Annotated in this window: 18 protein-coding genes; 2 read left to right on the top strand and 16 right to left on the bottom strand. The window is 50.3% G+C overall.

What is annotated here, in order from left to right; translation table 11 throughout:
* Positions 1-132: 132 nt before the first annotated feature.
* From HMPREF3201_RS01400 to HMPREF3201_RS01355, 10 genes are all read right to left on the bottom strand, one after another.
* The gene (locus HMPREF3201_RS01400; RefSeq protein WP_062411388.1) at positions 133-402 is read right to left on the bottom strand and encodes a TIGR04076 family protein; all 270 of its coding nucleotides are present in this window, start codon (positions 400-402) and stop codon (positions 133-135) included.
* An 87-nt stretch (positions 403-489) separates the two neighbouring features.
* The gene (locus HMPREF3201_RS01395; protein WP_062411387.1) at positions 490-1,254 is read right to left on the bottom strand and encodes a TatD family hydrolase; all 765 of its coding nucleotides are present in this window, start codon (positions 1,252-1,254) and stop codon (positions 490-492) included.
* Positions 1,254-3,197: a methionine--tRNA ligase gene (gene metG / locus HMPREF3201_RS01390; protein ID WP_062411386.1), complete on the bottom strand. Its 1,944-nt coding sequence runs from the start codon at positions 3,195-3,197 to the stop codon at positions 1,254-1,256. Before metG ends, HMPREF3201_RS01395 begins: the two co-directional genes overlap by 1 nt.
* 35 nt (positions 3,198-3,232) lie before the next feature.
* Positions 3,233-4,078 (bottom strand): 16S rRNA (cytidine(1402)-2'-O)-methyltransferase, encoded by an 846-nt coding sequence (gene rsmI, locus HMPREF3201_RS01385; RefSeq protein ID WP_062411385.1) that lies wholly within the window; start codon positions 4,076-4,078, stop codon positions 3,233-3,235.
* A gap of 45 nt (positions 4,079-4,123) precedes the next feature.
* On the bottom strand, positions 4,124-4,855 hold the full coding sequence (locus HMPREF3201_RS01380; protein ID WP_062411384.1) for a tRNA1(Val) (adenine(37)-N6)-methyltransferase: 732 nt from the start codon (positions 4,853-4,855) through the stop codon (positions 4,124-4,126).
* Complete coding sequence (locus HMPREF3201_RS01375) at positions 4,845-5,690, bottom strand: PSP1 domain-containing protein (RefSeq protein ID WP_062411383.1); 846 nt, start codon at positions 5,688-5,690, stop codon at positions 4,845-4,847. The genes HMPREF3201_RS01380 and HMPREF3201_RS01375 overlap by 11 nt, the downstream gene beginning before the upstream one ends.
* Positions 5,691-6,677 carry a DNA polymerase III subunit gene (locus tag HMPREF3201_RS01370; protein WP_062411382.1) on the bottom strand — a complete coding sequence of 329 codons (987 nt, stop codon included), beginning with the start codon at positions 6,675-6,677 and terminating at the stop codon, positions 5,691-5,693.
* 106 nt (positions 6,678-6,783) lie between these two features.
* On the bottom strand, positions 6,784-7,473 hold the full coding sequence (locus HMPREF3201_RS01365) for a dTMP kinase (protein WP_062411381.1): 690 nt from the start codon (positions 7,471-7,473) through the stop codon (positions 6,784-6,786).
* Complete coding sequence (locus HMPREF3201_RS01360) at positions 7,463-8,932, bottom strand: aminotransferase class I/II-fold pyridoxal phosphate-dependent enzyme (protein ID WP_062411380.1); 1,470 nt, start codon at positions 8,930-8,932, stop codon at positions 7,463-7,465. Before HMPREF3201_RS01360 ends, HMPREF3201_RS01365 begins: the two co-directional genes overlap by 11 nt.
* Before the next feature lie 15 nt (positions 8,933-8,947).
* Positions 8,948-9,403 carry an NUDIX hydrolase gene (locus HMPREF3201_RS01355; RefSeq protein WP_062411379.1) on the bottom strand — a complete coding sequence of 152 codons (456 nt, stop codon included), beginning with the start codon at positions 9,401-9,403 and terminating at the stop codon, positions 8,948-8,950.
* Between the two features lie 222 nt (positions 9,404-9,625).
* On the opposite strand from HMPREF3201_RS01355, the gene HMPREF3201_RS01350 reads away from it, so the two are divergent.
* Together HMPREF3201_RS01350 and HMPREF3201_RS01345 are read left to right on the top strand one after the other, a co-directional pair.
* On the top strand, positions 9,626-10,459 hold the full coding sequence (locus HMPREF3201_RS01350; RefSeq protein WP_062411378.1) for a pyridoxamine kinase: 834 nt from the start codon (positions 9,626-9,628) through the stop codon (positions 10,457-10,459).
* Between the two features lie 104 nt (positions 10,460-10,563).
* Positions 10,564-11,118 (top strand): biotin transporter BioY, encoded by a 555-nt coding sequence (locus tag HMPREF3201_RS01345; RefSeq protein WP_062411377.1) that lies wholly within the window; start codon positions 10,564-10,566, stop codon positions 11,116-11,118.
* 301 nt (positions 11,119-11,419) lie between these two features.
* On the opposite strand, the gene HMPREF3201_RS01340 is transcribed toward HMPREF3201_RS01345, so the two are convergent.
* Genes HMPREF3201_RS01340 through HMPREF3201_RS01315 form a run of 6 tightly spaced genes read right to left on the bottom strand, consistent with a single transcriptional unit; the run spans position 11,420 to position 16,203 of the window.
* Entirely contained in the window at positions 11,420-12,511 is a 1,092-nt protein-coding gene (locus HMPREF3201_RS01340; protein WP_062411376.1) for a glycerol dehydrogenase, read from the bottom strand.
* Between the two features lie 23 nt (positions 12,512-12,534).
* Positions 12,535-12,810, bottom strand: coding sequence for a hypothetical protein (locus HMPREF3201_RS01335; RefSeq protein WP_062411375.1), 276 nt, complete (start codon positions 12,808-12,810; stop codon positions 12,535-12,537).
* Between the two features lie 10 nt (positions 12,811-12,820).
* Complete coding sequence (locus HMPREF3201_RS01330) at positions 12,821-13,111, bottom strand: NifU family protein (RefSeq protein WP_062411374.1); 291 nt, start codon at positions 13,109-13,111, stop codon at positions 12,821-12,823.
* 14 nt (positions 13,112-13,125) lie between these two features.
* A complete protein-coding gene (locus HMPREF3201_RS01325; protein ID WP_062411373.1) occupies positions 13,126-14,577 on the bottom strand; it encodes a 4-hydroxyphenylacetate 3-hydroxylase family protein in 1,452 nt (483 codons plus the stop codon).
* A gap of 35 nt (positions 14,578-14,612) precedes the next feature.
* The gene (locus HMPREF3201_RS01320) at positions 14,613-15,029 is read right to left on the bottom strand and encodes a MaoC family dehydratase (RefSeq protein WP_062411372.1); all 417 of its coding nucleotides are present in this window, start codon (positions 15,027-15,029) and stop codon (positions 14,613-14,615) included.
* A gap of 34 nt (positions 15,030-15,063) precedes the next feature.
* Positions 15,064-16,203, bottom strand: a complete 1,140-nt coding sequence (locus HMPREF3201_RS01315; protein WP_062411371.1) for an acyl-CoA dehydrogenase — start codon at positions 16,201-16,203, stop codon at positions 15,064-15,066.
* Positions 16,204-16,245: the final 42 nt, after the last annotated feature.

Here is a 16,245-nt window from a genome sequence, read left to right as displayed (position 1 = left end):
GGTGCTCTACCACTGAGCTACTTCCGCATGTAGTGTGTGTCTGTTTCAGAACACTTGAATATCATACCAAATAAAGTAACTCCTGTCAAGCATTTTTCCGTTCCCTTTTTTCCCATAAAATCACGATTTCGATTATTCGATGACTTTCGCCTTAAACACCAAGGCTACGTCGGCATCGGAACAGCAGAATTCCGCTTCTCCTGCCGGCTGTCCCGGAAGTTTTCCGCCATAGCGAAGGATGTCGATATAGGGAAAGGCACAGTGCATAGCCATGGGACAAATTTTACCTCGATCGCTGTCATAATCAAAGGTTTCGCCGATATGGTGGCCGCGATGGCAGCCCATGGTACCCAATTTTCCCGTAACGGTCAATTCTATTTTCGGTCTCTTTCCTCGTTCCATAAAAGAAGCAGCTCCTTTCTCTTATTTCCCCGTAGGGAAAGACGCGGGGCAGAAAGGTTATCCGCCCCGCGTCTGATATGTATGTCATTAAAGATTAAACAGTCTTCTGCCGTTTTCGGCCGTGATTCGGACCGCTTCTTCGGCACGGATGCCGCGAAGGGCTGCCAGTTCTTCGGCCACATAGCGGACATAGGCCGGTTCATTGCGCTGACCGCGATGGGCCTGGGGCGTCAAGTAGGGGCTGTCCGTTTCGATGAGGATCCGGTCTAAGGGAAGGTTTTCAGCGACCCGTCTGGCCCGTTTTGAATTGGGATAGGTCAGTGGCCCGTCAAAGCCGAAGTAAAAGCCCATACGGAGGAGCTCAGCCGTCATTTCAAGGCTTCCGGAGTAACAGTGGAAGACACCGCGGATTCCCTTACCGTATTGGCGAAGGATATCCAGCGTGTCGCCATGAGCCTCGCGGTCGTGAATGATGATCGGCACGTCGAGCTCGACGGCAAGCTTCACCATGTCGATGAAGACGGCCTGCTGGACGTCACGTTCCGGTTCCGGCCAATGATAGTCTAAGCCCACTTCGCCGATAGCGACGACTTTTTGCTCGCCACGAACCCACTGACGCAGCTTGGCAGCATCGTCAGGCGTCGCCGTTGCCGCCAGCTCGGGATGGATACCCACGGCGGCATAGACGCCGTCATGACCATTGGCAAGGTCGATGCAGGCCTGAGACGTAGCCATATCCGTTGCCGGGCACAGCATCAAGCCGACGCCGGCCTCGGCTGCCCGGGCCAATACGTCCGGACGGTCCGTATCGTAAGCGCTGTCATTGATATGACAGTGCGTATCGAACAACATTATCGTACGCGGCTGCCGGGAGCCATGCCGTCGACAAAGGCTACCTGCAAGTTGTCGTTGCCGTCAGAAGCTGCCAGGAGCATGCCCTTCGATTCGACACCGCAGAGTTTGACCGGCTTCAAGTTAGTGACGACGATGACGCAGTGACCGATGAGGTCTTCCGGTTTATAGTACAGGGAAATACCGCTGACGATCTGCCGCGTTTCGACACCGAGGTCGACTTGCAGTTTCAGCAGTTTTTTAGCCTTAGGAACTTTTTCGCAAGCTACGATTTTACCGACGCGGAGGTCGATTTTACCGAAGTCATCGATGGTGATTTCCGGTTTTACCGGTTCCTGAGCAGCCGGGCAGACAGGTTCGGCTTCTTCCTTCTTATCGTTCTTGGCTTCAGCGATTTCTTCGTCCAAGTCATAGCGCGGGAAGAGGGCCTGACCCTTTTCAACTTTCGTATCGGCCGGATACAGCCCCCACTGCTGCGCATCCTGGAGGTTGGCTTTAGCGAAATCGCCAAGTCCCAACTGATGCCACATATCGGCAGCACTGACGGGGATGAAGGGGCTGACCAGAGCAGCGATGATGCGCTGTGCTTCGATCAAGTTGTACAAGACCGTCTGCAGGCGCTGCGCCTTGGCTTCATCTTTAGCCAGGACCCACGGCGTCGTTTCGTCGATGTATTTATTGCTGCGGCGGATGAGAGTCCAGACGTCGTTAATGGCGTCGTTGATCTTCATGTCGTCCATGAGCGTTTCAAACTGCTTAGCCGTGTCGACGGCGCAGGCTGCCAAATCATCGTCCACAGCTTCTTTTACGGTCGGACCAGCGACGACACCGCCTTCGTATTTTTCGACCATGGCCAGGGTACGCTGCAAGAGGTTGCCCAAGTCGTTGGCCAGGTCGGAGTTGATGCGGTTGATAAAGGACGGCAGAGAGAAGTTACCGTCTTGGCCGAGACGGATTTCCTTCAAGAGGTAATAGCGAAGGGCATCGGCACCATAGCGGTCGATCAAGGGAATGGGATCGACGACGTTGCCCAAGGATTTACTCATCTTGGTCCCATCGACGATGAGCCAGCCGTGACCGAAGACCTTTTTCGGCAGGGGAAGTCCGCAGCTCATGAGCATGATCGGCCAGATGATGCTGTGGAAGCGGACGATTTCCTTACCGACCAGGTGGAGGTCAGCCGGCCAGAATTTTTTGAACTTTTCAGGATCATCGAGATATCCTGCAGCCGTTACGTAGTTGACCAATGCGTCGAACCAAACGTAGACGACGTGCTTCGTATCCCAAGGCACTTTGATGCCCCAGTCGAAGGATGTACGGGAGACGCAGAGGTCTTCGAGACCACTTTTAACGAAGGAAATCATTTCGTTGCGCCGCGATTCCGGCTGGATGAAATCGGGGTTTTCGTCAATAAATTTCAGCCACTTATCGGCGTATTTATTCATCTTTAAGAAGTAGGCTTCTTCCGAGACGAGTTCCAGCGGCCGGCCGCAGTCCGGGCAGATGTGTTTGCCTTCAGGGAGCTTATTTTCCGGCCAGAAGGTTTCACAGGGCGTACAGTACCAGCCCTTATATTCGCCTTTATAGATGTCGCCATTATCGTAGGACTTCTGCATCAAGGCCTGGACGACTTTTTCATGGCGTTCTTCCGTCGTCCGGATGAAGTCATCATTGGAGATATTCAGTTTTTTCCACAACTCTTGGAAGAGCGATACGATTTGGTCTACATATTCAATGGGCTTAACGCCTTTTTCTTCAGCAGCCCGCTGAATCTTCTGGCCGTGTTCGTCAGAGCCGGTCAGGAAAAAGACGTCGTCACCGCGCAGGCGGTGGAACCGAGCCAAGGAGTCGGCAATCGTCGTGCAGTACGTGTGCCCAATGTGAAGTTTGGCGCTTGGATAGTAAATCGGTGTGGTGATATAATACTTTCTTTTTTCAGACATGGGATTTCCCTCCTATACCGACAAATGAGCCGGTGTTATAAACTAAGCGCAGCCTGGTATACACTACGTTTGGGCACGCCGCACCGTCTGGCGACAGTCCGGACAGCCTCTTTCTTATCAACGCCCTGTTCCATCAGTTCCCGGACCAGGGCTGCATAATCAACATTTTCAGGATCGGCTTCTTCAGCCGTTTTGGTCATCCCTTCTACGAGGATGACGAATTCACCGCGCGTTCCCTGCTCGGAAAGGGCGGTTTGAAGCTCGCTGAGCCTGCCGTGGAGATACTGTTCATACCGTTTGGTCAGTTCCCGGCAGAGAACAGCCCTTCGGTCGCCCAGCACTTCCTGCATTTCACCCAGGACCTGCCGAATACGGTGAGGGGCTTCATAAAAAATGAGGGTTCCCTCATAGGCCTCGACGGACTGCAGGGCCGGCAGGCGATGTTTCTGCGTCTTCGGCAAAAAGCCGACAAAGGTGAACCGCGTCGTATCCATGCCGGAAGCGATGAGCCCCGTAAGGCCAGCATTGGCCCCCGGCAGAGGGACGATAGGAATATCGGCTTCCAAGGCCAGGCGGACCATATCACTGCCGGGATCACAGATAGCCGGCATGCCGGCGTCACTGACCAGGGCAATCATCTGGCCGTCTTGCAATTTTTCAATGAGCTGCGGCCCTTTTTCAGCTTTATTATGTTCGTGATAGCTGGTAAGGGGCGTATCGATATCATAGGCCATGAGCAGCTGTTTCGTATGGCGCGTATCTTCCGCCGCAATGAGGTCGGCTTCTCGAAGGCAGCGTACCGTGCGGTACGTGATGTCCTCTAAGTTGCCGATCGGCGTCGGGCAGAGATAGAGCGTCCCCTTTTGAAAAACTTCCGGCATAATACTCCTTTCACAGAAAAAAGACGGCTGACAAAGGACACCGCCTTATCTTCCATATAAGCGATCCACGGCCTCACTATAGCTTCCATCGGCCTTATGGACGATGAGCGGCGGCAGGACGGAAAGGCCTTTACCTCCGCCATGGATGCCCTCAATGAGGAACAGCTTGGCCTCTTTATCGGGGCGACCATGAATCATCTGCAGGACCTTAGGCTCGATGTCACGGGCCCGCAGTGCTTCTAAAATATCCGTCAGCCGCTCGGTAATATGAACCATGCGAAAACGACCGTGATACTTCAACGCGTATTTTGCCGCATCGAGGACATCGTCTAAGGACGCCGTTTCTTCATGGCAGGCTCTTCGGATTCCGTCGACGTCGCTGTAGGCGCCGCGGCTTTTTTCCCGATACGGCGGGTTGGCATAGACGGCGGCAAAGGCCCCGGACGGCGCCCATTCCCGGATGCGGCGATAATCGCCTTCGACGATGCGGATGCGGTCATCGCGTCCGTTTAAAGCCACGTTGCGGCCGGCAATATCGGCCATAACCGGATTCAATTCAATCCCCGTCAGGTCGCGTGCACCGCGAGCCGTCAGGATCAAGGGAATGGCCGCTGTCCCCGTCCCCAAATCAAGAGCCGGCCCATGGGGCACGGCTCCAAAATGAGCTAATAAAACGGTATCGATGGAAAAACAGAACTGATCGTCCCGCTGAATGACCTTCATCCCGTCGAGGATCAAGTCATCCAACCGTTCGTGAGGACCAAGCTCAATTTTCATGTTCCGTTTCTCCTACGTCGGACCAGGGAACGTTGATATTATGGCCCGATTCAAGCTGTACTTTGACAGTCTTATCTTTCATGTGAACGCGAAGGACCGTACCGACGCCTTCATCGGTCATGACCCGTTTGCCGACGGCCGGCGGCTTCTGCTGTTCACAGCCTTTCTGCTGGCAGTTGCAGCACTTCAGTTCGCCAGACGTATAGAGCTGGTTTTCATACCGCAGGCAGCACATGAGGCGGCCGCAGATCCCCGAAATCTTGGTCGGATTGAGGGACATGCCCTGGCCCTTGGCCATGCGGATCGACACGGGCTTGAAATCCCCGAGGAAGGTCGCGCAGCACAGCGGCCGGCCGCAGTAGCCGATACCGCCGATCATCTTGGCTTCATCGCGAAGGCCAATTTGGCGAAGTTCAATACGAGTACGAAAGACCGAAGCCAAATCGCGGACCAGTTCGCGGAAGTCGATACGGCCGTCAGCCGTAAAGAAGAAGATGATTTTTCCCATATCGAAGGTATAATCGACATCGATGAGCTTCATCGGCAGCTTGTGCTTGGCGATTTTCGTCAGGCAGATACCGAAGGCTTTCTTCTCCCGTTCCTTATTCCGCTCAACCTGGCGCAAATCCTTGGCCGTAGCCTTGCGGATAATCGGCTTCAGCGGCTGGACGACTTCCGAATCATCGACGTCGCGCGGCGGAATGACGACGTTACCAAACTCCATCCCTCGCGCCGTTTCTACGATGACTCCGTCATCCAAGGCGAGCTCAATATTATCGGGATCAAAATAGTATATCTTTCCAGCAGGTTTAAAACGCACACCTACAACGATCACTTAAAATCCTCCTTTGAGCCGTATCGTCCGGAGACTGACATAGTCCCAAACTAAGCGGACATTGACATGGCGCGTCACCGCTTCCAGCGCTTCATGAAGCACTGACGACACGGCAAAGACGGCATCATCCGTCCAGTACGGCAGTAATTCGGTCATATCGGAGATATAACCTTTTAAACGGACATATTCCTGGCCGGCTCCGCTGCGCAGGACGGCCATGTCCCGCAATAAGAGACTGATCCAGCCTAAGATTTCCGTCGTTTCACGATCGGTCAAATTGGCCGATACGACAAGCCATTTCGAATAAGGACAGGCATGTTTGGCCATAATCGTTAAGAAGTCCACGGCAAAATGGGCCTTCTCCGTTCCATGCCCGTCGAGATAACGAAGGACGGTGCGGACAATACCGCCGCCCCACAGGATAGCGTCGTCCAAATTACCGCCGCTGCGGTGAAGCCGCTGCAGTCCCTCCCGCATCTCATCGTCTCCGACAGGATCAAAGGTAAAGGTAACGCAGCGCGACAGAATCGTCGGCAGCAGCAAATCAGGCTGATCCGTAACCAGAATGAAACAGACGCCGGACGGCGGCTCTTCCAAGGTTTTCAGCATACGATTGGCAAATTCTACATTCATCGTCTCTACATGGTCGATGATGCAAATCCGGCGCCGGCCTCGTTCGCCTTGAAGGGCTAATACGCCTTGGAGCTGCCGAAATTGATCCACCTTCAGCATCGCCCCCATCGGCGCCAGATAAAAGGCGTCATCTCCATCGGCGACAAGGGCTTCGTCGTCTGAGGGAGCCAAGTCGCGAAAGACGGGACGACCCGCCAAGGCTGAAGCAACAGCAACGGCCATCATGGTTTTGCCGACACCGGCAGGGCCGGCGAAAATCATGGCGTGAGGGAGGCGGTCTTCATCGATAAGACGAGCCAATTTTGCCTTCAATCGGCGATGGCCGATGATAGGATCAAACAAGGTCTCATCCATAGCTTTCACCTCCCTATTAAGAAATACCTTAATAACTTATTATATTAAAAAATCCCTATAAAGTCTAGTATTTTCAGTACCTGCCAGGGCCGCATCGGGCTGGTATTTATTGATGGACAGGCTGTATGCCCGTTTCCAAAACACGGCGGTATACATCGTCATGAATGGCCTCGATGGTACGGAGCTGCCCGCCTTCAGCGCAGGCAATCCGCTTCCATTCATAGCGATGCGCCAGTTCATCATACGCTGCATGGCATTTCGCCAGAAACTGCCCGTTTTTTTCATGGATGTCCCCGGTCTCACCACCCGTTTTTCCGACGCGGTCAGCCATCAGCCCCTGGGTTACCGCTAAGGGTACGTCGAGGAGAAAGACGGCATCTGGTTCGGGCAGTCCCATCTTTCGGAACTCGAAATCCTCAAGCCAATCGAGGTAGTTTTTACGAAGGTCCGCATCGTCGATCTTAATCATTTGATAGAGCATATTGCTCGTCGTATAGCGGTCGGCAATGACGATGCCGCCTTGATCATAAAAGGCCTTCCACTTCATTTGATAGGACGCAAAGCGGTCGACGGCAAAAAAAGCAGACGCGGCATAAGGATTGACTGCATCGGCATCGCGGCCGAAGTCGCCGCGCAAATACATTTTGACGAGGGCACTGGAATCACTGTCATAATCAGGATAGCTGACGGCCATAACGGGATAGCCGTCGTTCTTCAGATGCTCCGCCAGAAGCTTGGTCTGCGTCGCCTTTCCGCTGCCGTCGCCGCCTTCAATAATGAATAATTTACCCTTCATGGGAATCCTCCTTCTGCACGCGTATCGTCTGTAAAGTTCCGTCAGCCGGGCCATTGGGTTTGTAGCCTTGCCCCATCTTATGATGGATATATTGTTGGCAGGCCTCGGTAATGATTTCACCGGCCGCCAGGGCCGGAATACCCGGCGGATAAAAGGTCACCGTTTCAGCTGCCACACGGCCACCGGCTTCGTCGAAGGGAATCTGTTCCACCGGCCCGTTCCAAACCTTGCGCGGAGCAGCAGCAACCTGGGGCACGGGAAGGGGCGGCTCATCACCGGGTGCAGCTGCACAAAGAGTTTTTCCTGAGGCAATAGCTCGGCAGGCATCGACAAGGGACTGAGCCGTTTCCTTCGTATCGCCCAGGGTAATCAAGGCCAGGACGTGATTTCCGGCGACCAATTCCACTTCAATGCCTTCTCGACGCAAGCATTTTTCGGCTTCGATACCATCGAGGCCGACTCCGGAAAAATCGATGGTGATCTTCGTTTCATCAAAGCCGGTGACGACAACGCCGTCCACAATATCCCGGCCAAACGAAGATAGACCCGGAATGGCATTGATTTCCTGCCTCACGTATCGAGCTAAGGAGAGCGCCGATTCCAAAAGGTCCGACCCATGGAGAGCCAATTGCTGCCGCGCACTATCAAGGGACGCCAAGAACCAGTAATGAGGACTCGTCGACTGGACGACAGCCATGGACGCCGCCAGGCGGTCGCTCAAGGGAAAACCGCGGCGGCAGTGAAGCATCGACGTCTGGGTCAAAGAGCCGGCCATCTTGTGCGTGCTTTGGGCAACGCAGTCGGCTCCGCACTGCAGGGCTTCCTTGGGAAGATCCGGTAAAAAGCCTAAATGAGCCCCATGGGCTTCATCAACGAGGACAAAGAGCCCTTTTTCATGGGCATAAGCGGTCATGGCTTCTAAGTTTCCAGCGATTCCATCGTACGTCGGATAGGTAAAGACGACGGCCTTGGCTTTCGGGTGGGCTTCTATGGCCTTTTTTAACGCCGATACATCCGGCCCCAGCGACACTTGCCGAGCTTTATCAAAACGGCTTTCCATATAGACCGGAATGGCACCGCTTAAGATGAGGCCGCTGATGACGCTCTTATGCGCTTCTCGTGGGATGATGATTTCATCGCCATCTCGGCAGACTGCCAAAATCATGGCCTCGATACAGGCCGTCGTCCCATTGATGGAAAAGAAGGTGCGACCGGCACCGTAAAGGTCGGCTGCCAATTCCATGGCTTCTTTCAACGCTCCTTCCGGCTGAAATAAATCATCCAAAGCATACATGACGCCAAGGTCTCTTGAAAGGGCCGGGCCAAAGAGTTTCTCCTGATACGTCGAAATGCCCTGTCCTAATTTATGGCCCGGCGTGTGGTAGGCCTTCATCTTCAGCCGACAATAGGCTTCCAATGCTTCGACAAAAGGCGCCCGCTGTTGTTTTTCTCTATTCATAAAATTCTCAATACCTCATATATATTTCAAAAAGCCACTCAGTAAGGCATGACTTTTTTCATAAGAAAATTGTTTCATCTGTTTCAAGGATTGCTGCAGCGATTCCTGCAGTCGGTAGTCCGACAGCTCTTCCGGCTTCACCCAGCGATAGTCCCGATGCTCATCCGATACGACGACCTGTTCAGAATCGGCCATGGCCGTAAAAATGACGCCATTTAAAAATTGGCCGTCGGCCTTCTGATAGCTCCAAATACCGGCAGGCGCTTCTAAGACAATGGACAGGCCCGTTTCTTCCTTGACTTCCCGCCGTAGTCCGGCTTCAAAATCTTCATGAAAGAGCAGTCCTCCGCCGGGAAATTCCCAAGGGTGCAGGCCTTCTATATCATTTTTCTGCAAGATCAGCAGCTTTCCGTCGTGAAAGACCATCGCCTTGACACTGAGTCCCATCAATACATTCCTTTCCTGCGCCATAGTATCAACTCCTTATCCGTACCTCACCTACAGTTTGAAAATTTCGATTAACTTTAATTATATCATATCGGGCAAATGAGCTGACAGGCAAATCGCAAAGCCCGGCGGCCGCCTTTAAAAAAGCCCGTGCATAGAGGACAGAATCCCGTCCATCTGTCTTATTTACACCTCGCATTATATAGGTTAAAATTATAGTACAGTTTACTTAGAGGAGGTCTTTTTATGACTACCAAACGCGTCCTTGCGATTCACGATTTATGTTCCTTTGGCCGCTGCTCGCTCACGGCAGCCATTCCGGTCATTTCTGCCATGGGCTTTCAGGTCTGCCCTTTTCCCACGGCGATTTTCAGCAATAATCTGACCTATGGCGATTTCACCTTTTCCGATTTCACGCCCCATATGACGGAATTTATGGATAAATGGCAAAAATTAGGCTATGAATACGATGCGATTTACAGCGGATTTTTAGCCGATGCCGGTCAAATCGAAGTCGTCGCCGATGCTATTTCCCGCTTTGCCAAAGACGACAGCCTCATCGTCGTCGACCCTGCCATGGGCGATAACGGCAATCTCTACCCGGTATTCACGCCGGCCATCGTTCCGGAAATGCGAAAACTCATCGCCAAGGCAACGGTGATTACTCCGAATTATACCGAAGCCTGCTTATTAGCCGGGATTCCCTACAGTGAAGACCTTCCGAAGACGACGGAAATGCTCGATCTGTGCAAGACCTTATCCGACATGGGACCGGAAAAAGTCGTCATTACCAGTGTCGCCAGCGATATGAACACCAGCAAAATCGTCAGCTATGATACGACGACGGCCTCCTTCGACGAATACCCGGTCCTCCGCCTGCCCTTCAGTACCTGCGGAACAGGCGACCTCTTTACCAGCGTCCTTACCGGGGCTTTGCTCCAGGGTACGATGCTCCATGCGGCCATCAAAAAAGCAGCCGACTTCCTGAGCTACGCCATTAACTATACCCATAAATCCGGCAGCGATCCCCGTGAAGGCGTCCAGGTAGAGCCCTGCTTAGGACAATTACTGAAAGATTAATTGTAAACCTTATAAATTCCAAATTAGTTGACCTTAAAGGCACTGTTTGCTATAATACACCTTGTGTAACGAGTCCTGTATTTATAGTAAGGAGTGCTTTTATCATGTCTGAATCACGAGAAAAGACGATGCGCCTGACGCACATCGCCCTGTTGATCGCAATGAACTGTATTTCCGCCTATCTGATCATTCCCCTGCCCTTTTCCCAGTCCCCCCTGGCGCTGCAGACATTGATCGTCAACTTAGTGGCCTTCCTCTTGCCGCCAAAAGATGCCGCCATCACCATGCTGGCCTATATCGGCATCGGCCTCATCGGAGTGCCGGTATTCACAGCTGGAACCTCCGGCCCCGGTAAGATGTTTGGTCCCACCGGCGGCTACATCTGGGCCTACGTCGTCGCCGTCTACCTCATGTCGGCGTTAAAAGGGAAAACATATAATTTGAAGCGCTATTCCCTCGTCGCCATCGTCATCGGCATTCCTATTATCTACCTCGGCGGGGCCATTCAGCTCCACTTCGTTACGGAAATGCCCTGGGCTGCCGTCATCACCAGCGGCGTCTTACCCTTCATCCCTTTGGATATCGTAAAAAGCATCCTGGCCGCCATCTTAGCCAAACCGCTGCTGAATATAATAGCGATAAGAAACACCCAACCGTAAAAACATACTTTCCCATATCTGAAAAAGCACGTCCCCCTTAACGTTAGTTTTAAAAAGCGAATAGAAAATAATATTCCATCATAACCCCGGCCGCATTAATCACGAGTCCCAATAAATAAGCGGATGTCCTCTGTGCTAATCACAGAGGGCATCCGCTTTATATTACGCTATATGCACTTATAAAAGAGACTTTCCAATATTGCCTTTAATAGGCCAAAATTTTGTCTAAAAGCGATATGATGCCTTTCTCCTAAACAGCATCTGCTGAATAAATGGCTAATGTTTTCTACCTAGTCATTACTCATTTATGACGCCCCAGCGCATCCACAGACATAATTGCGTTATATACGTCTTCTACAGTAATATCTGCGCGGACATTCTTTGTAAATTGGCTGGGGGCATTGGCTGTCTCTGCGACTTTACGAAGTTCCGGTTCGTTAACTTCCGTAACACCTAAATCAGCCAGGCAAGTTGGCAATCCCACTTGTCGAAGATACGAAAGGACTTCATCTCGTTCTTGTTCAGACGCCTGTTCCAATTGCAGCTGTACCAACAATCCAAAGGCCACCTTTTCGCCATGAGATGCCCCTTTTGCCTGAGAAAGATAGGCCAACCCATCATTTACTGCATGTGCGGCCGCCAATCCACCGGACTCAAAGCCAATCCCGCTCAAAAATACGCAGGCCTCGACTACAGCTTCTAATGAAGGCGTAACAATATGCTGTTCTACAGACTTAAGGGCGTCAACCGAATGTTCACGCAGTGTTTGATAGCATAATTCTGCTAAGGCTAATGCCGTTCTGGAGCACTGCCCTCTGGCCATCGTTTTTGCGCCGCTCCGCCAGCAGGCTCTCGCCTCAAAGTACGTAGCTAATGCATCGCCCATCCCGGAAACCAAATACTTTTTAGGCGCTTGTGCAATTAACTCCGTATCCACAAGAACCACATCGGGGTTCCGATTCATCATGAGCGCTTTTACAACAACGCCTTCGTCATTATAAATAACGGCAACACTGCTGCAGGGAGCGTCATTGGATGCAATCGTAGGGATAAGAATAGTTGATACTCCACCCATATTCGTTGCAGCTGCCTTTGCAGTATCAAGGGCTTTGCCGCCGCCAACACCAATAATGGCATCACAGCCATGGTTTTCCGCGACCATAACGGCATCGGCAATAGCCTGCTTAGAGCATTGGCCGCCAAACTCCCAATAAACCGCCTGTTTGCCAACCTCATTTAAAGAATCCATAATCCGTGTTCCGACACGCTTCTTGTTATTCGGCGATCCCACGATCAAGAAAGATGTACCCAGCTTCTTTACATATTTACCGAGTCGATCTAATTCACCGGCCCCTTGCACGTAATATCCGGGGGCTTTAATCCCAATGGTCATTCTACACTTCCTTTTTATCTAATTTATTTTTCGCGTTCCAGCTTGTCGATTTCCGTTTCCAAAAGCGCCAGCTCTTCGGAAGACCTGACCCAAACCATCTTCAGCCTGGCAGTGAGTCCGTCAGTACATGCACACGCGCTCGGACAGCCGCATACAATAATCCATATGTCTTGTGTCAATTCTCCGTCCAGAACACCATAATACCGGTTTTCCGGATGTCTTTTCTTGAAGCCTTCGATTAACTTAACGCGATCATACTGACTATTACAGCCACCGCAATACTTAATTCCAATATTCATCAAAGATTGCCTAACCCTTTGAGGCTCTCAACATGTCCCGAGCCTGCTGCAGTAAATCTTCACTGACACAATTAAACACAACCGTTTGGAATTGAGGAAACGCGTTTAATATCTTTTCCCGAATAAAATTGCCGGTAACCGTTAAGGCACTGGGGCAAGTACTGCATCTCCCGGATAATTTAACATTAATCGTTCCTTCATCAATAGATTGAATCATAATGTTTCCATCATGGGCTGCTAATGCCGGACGAATTTCCAAATCCAAAAGAGCTTCCACCTGCTGCCTAATGTCATTACTCACATCAGTCACCTGCCTTATTCAGTCACATGTGCCAATGTTTTGGCTAATTCCTTTTTCATAGCAAGATTACCCTGGCGCGAAATCATAATACGCTGAGCCTGGGGAGAGCCGGCACCATGCATGGATTCGGTACGATAACCAACCGCAGCCGTTCCTAAGCAAAGATTTTCAATCAGGCGTAAAACCTTCAGGCGATTTTCAGTAGAAACTACACCTACGCCCTTTAAATATTTTTCTACGTATTTACCTAACTTAGGATCTCTCAAGTCCAATTCAGACGGTGCCGTTACCATGAGGCCTCCGGCAATATCTTCTGCAAGCCGAACAATTTCATAAGGGAATCTCGTGACATTCTGCTTACAAACATTGGCCAGAAGCATATCAATCAAATAATTTCCAGACTCGGTTTTTCTTCCCAATGCCGAGCATGCGATCCCACAGCTGTATAGGGTTTCATTCAAGTGCTGCATTTCAATAATTTTATCTTTAACATGCGATGCATTTGCACAGCCATTGTATTCAGCAATCAAAGCCGTTGCGCCGATGAGGACATCGCCTACGCCGACTTTACAGCCGCCATAGGACTGACGGTGATAACCGGCAAATCGTTCTACCATCATTCCGGCGAATTCTACTTCACCATTAAGGAAAATTTGGTCATTCGGAATAAATACATTGTCGAAAATTACCAGTGCTTCAGTACCGCCAAATTCCGGATTTCCTGTATCCATCGGTGCGCCTTCAAGCTTACGAGTATCGCAGGATTGACGGCCGACAATCATAAAGATCCCTTCCGCATCAGTACGGCAATGGAAGGATACAGCATAATCTTTATCAGCCTCACGCATCGCAATGGTCGGCATAACAATAACTTCATGGGAGTTAATGAACCCGGTCTGATGTGCTTTGGCACCACGTACAACAATCCCGTCGGGACGACGTTCTACGACATGTAAAAACAAGTCCGGATCGTCTTGTTCATGGGGAGCTTTACCTCTGTCGCCCTTAGGATCTGTCATTGCACCATCAACAGTCCAGTCTTCTTCCTGTACTTTTTTCAAGAAGTTAACAAAATTTTCATGGTAGTGAGTCCCATATTTTTTGTCGATTTCATAGGTTGTGGAATATACGGCATTCGATGCATCCATCCCTACGCAGCGCTGGAAACAGGAAGCCGTTTTTTGACCCAACAAACGCTGCATTTTAACCTTATTCATTAAGTCGTCTGCACTTTGATGAATATGTGTAAATCGATTAATCTTTTTCCCGGTTAAATGCGACGTTGTCGTCATTAAATCTTCGTATTCCGGCATCTGTGCCAAATCATAGGTCATACGAACAGAATTAAGCGAGGGCCGCAGAATGGGATCATCGACAGGACACTCCACTTTTTTCCCAAACATATATACCTGTAAATTCAGTTTTCTCATGCTTTCAATGTATTGTTCTCCGGTTTTCAGTGTCATAAGGCATTCCTCCTTAACGTATAATTATATGAATTTTATCCTTGTTTCAGTATAACAGCCTTACCGTCAGTCACGATAACGCCATCTTGATTGGTAACGGTCGTCTTATATATCAAGCGTTTCTTTTCCGGAATTTTTTCGATCAGTTCTGCAACGCACGTAATCGTATCGCCAATCCGGACAGGTGCTTTAAATGCAAGATCTTGAGAGCAGTAAATCGATCCGCCGTGAACCGCTTTGGTGATTGTCGTAGAAATGATACCGGCTGATAAGATGCCGTGGGCAATTCGACTCTTAAAAATCGTTTTTTCCGCTTCTACTTTATTTACATGAATGGGATTGAAATCCCCTGTGATTCCGGCAAATAAGTAGACATCAGATTCGCTGATCGTTTTGCCGAAAGAGGTTTTATCACCAATTTTCATTTCATCATATGTCAAAATATCGTCCATTTCTCCTGCCTCCACTTCATCATATTGCCTTCATTTACTGCAGCAGTGCGCCTGAGATAACCATCTTTTGAACCTGATTGGTGCCTTCATAGATTTGCGTAATTTTGGCGTTTCTCATCAGTCGCTCTACACCATATTCGCGAATATAACCATATCCGCCTAAGATTTGCACAACATCGGTAGTAATCGCCATGGCAGTATCCGAAGCATACATTTTAGCCATAGCGGCTTCTTTCGAATACGGGAGTCCTTGGCCTTTCAAATAAGCAGCACGATAAATCAGTAAACGAGCTGCGTCGAGGCGAGTAGCCATATCCGCTAACATAAAGGATATCGCTTGAAATTTACAAATCGGTTTACCAAACTGCGATCTTTCTTTAGAATATTTGACAGCTGCATCCAATGCCGCCTGCCCAATCCCCAAAGCCTGTGCCGCAACGCCAATTCGTCCGCCATCAAGACTGGTCATGGCAATTTTAAATCCTTTGCCTTCTTGACCTAACAAGTTTTCTTCGGGGACCTTGACGTCCTGGAAAATCAGTTCCATCGTCTGTGAACCATGAATCCCCATTTTATGTTCTTTCTTACCGAAGGTAAATCCCGGCATTCCTTTTTCCAAAATAAACGCCGAAATGCCTTTCGTACCTTTCGACTTGTCCGTCATGGCAAAAACGACATAAATATCAGCTTCGCCGCCATTCGTAATAAAACATTTACTCCCATTCAGCAAATAATAGCCGTCCTTCTTTTCTGCATGCGTTTGCTGCGATGCCGAGTCGGTTCCGGCATTAGGTTCTGTTAACCCAAAAGCGCCTAATTTAGATCCTTCCGCCAAAGGAGTTAAATATTTCTTTTTCTGTTCATCCGTGCCATATGTAAAGATCGGCCATGCACACAAGGATACCGACGCCGCATAACTGCAGGCAATAGAATCATCTACGCGGGATAATTCTTCATTGGCTAAAATATAGCTTAAGTAGTCGCCGTCGCTGCCGCCGTATTCTTCCGGGAAAAAGATCCCCATAAGACCAAGTTCTCCAATTCTATCTAGAATGCCCCGGTCAAAAACTTCTTCTTCATCGCGCTGTTCCACCGTAGGGAGAATTTCTTTGTTCGCAAAATCACGTACCATTTTAATGATCATGCGTTGTTCATCAGAAAATTGAAAATCCATCTATCGTTCCAACCCCTTTGTCATATTCTCTATAACTCGATT

It is taken from the genome of Megasphaera sp. MJR8396C, assembly GCF_001546855.1.
Classification (GTDB): Bacteria; Bacillota; Negativicutes; order Veillonellales; family Megasphaeraceae; genus Megasphaera.
This window is presented reverse-complemented; position numbering and strand designations above follow the sequence as displayed.

Bases quoted from the DNA above. Each gene is read 5' to 3' on its own strand.
- HMPREF3201_RS01400 (WP_062411388.1), bottom strand. From the start codon at position 402: ATGGAACGAGGAAAGAGACCGAAAATAGAATTGACCGTTACGGGAAAA.
- HMPREF3201_RS01395 (WP_062411387.1), bottom strand. From the start codon at position 1,254: ATGTTGTTCGATACGCACTGTCATATCAATGACAGCGCTTACGATACG.
- metG (WP_062411386.1), bottom strand. From the start codon at position 3,197: ATGTCTGAAAAAAGAAAGTATTATATCACCACACCGATTTACTATCCA.
- rsmI (WP_062411385.1), bottom strand. From the start codon at position 4,078: ATGCCGGAAGTTTTTCAAAAGGGGACGCTCTATCTCTGCCCGACGCCG.
- HMPREF3201_RS01380 (WP_062411384.1), bottom strand. From the start codon at position 4,855: ATGAAAATTGAGCTTGGTCCTCACGAACGGTTGGATGACTTGATCCTC.
- HMPREF3201_RS01370 (WP_062411382.1), bottom strand. From the start codon at position 6,677: ATGGATGAGACCTTGTTTGATCCTATCATCGGCCATCGCCGATTGAAG.
- HMPREF3201_RS01365 (WP_062411381.1), bottom strand. From the start codon at position 7,473: ATGAAGGGTAAATTATTCATTATTGAAGGCGGCGACGGCAGCGGAAAG.
- HMPREF3201_RS01360 (WP_062411380.1), bottom strand. From the start codon at position 8,932: ATGAATAGAGAAAAACAACAGCGGGCGCCTTTTGTCGAAGCATTGGAA.
- HMPREF3201_RS01355 (WP_062411379.1), bottom strand. From the start codon at position 9,403: ATGGCGCAGGAAAGGAATGTATTGATGGGACTCAGTGTCAAGGCGATG.
- HMPREF3201_RS01350 (WP_062411378.1), top strand. From the start codon at position 9,626: ATGACTACCAAACGCGTCCTTGCGATTCACGATTTATGTTCCTTTGGC.
- HMPREF3201_RS01345 (WP_062411377.1), top strand. From the start codon at position 10,564: ATGTCTGAATCACGAGAAAAGACGATGCGCCTGACGCACATCGCCCTG.
- HMPREF3201_RS01340 (WP_062411376.1), bottom strand. From the start codon at position 12,511: ATGACCATTGGGATTAAAGCCCCCGGATATTACGTGCAAGGGGCCGGT.
- HMPREF3201_RS01335 (WP_062411375.1), bottom strand. From the start codon at position 12,810: ATGAATATTGGAATTAAGTATTGCGGTGGCTGTAATAGTCAGTATGAT.
- HMPREF3201_RS01325 (WP_062411373.1), bottom strand. From the start codon at position 14,577: ATGACACTGAAAACCGGAGAACAATACATTGAAAGCATGAGAAAACTG.
- HMPREF3201_RS01320 (WP_062411372.1), bottom strand. From the start codon at position 15,029: ATGGACGATATTTTGACATATGATGAAATGAAAATTGGTGATAAAACC.
- HMPREF3201_RS01315 (WP_062411371.1), bottom strand. From the start codon at position 16,203: ATGGATTTTCAATTTTCTGATGAACAACGCATGATCATTAAAATGGTA.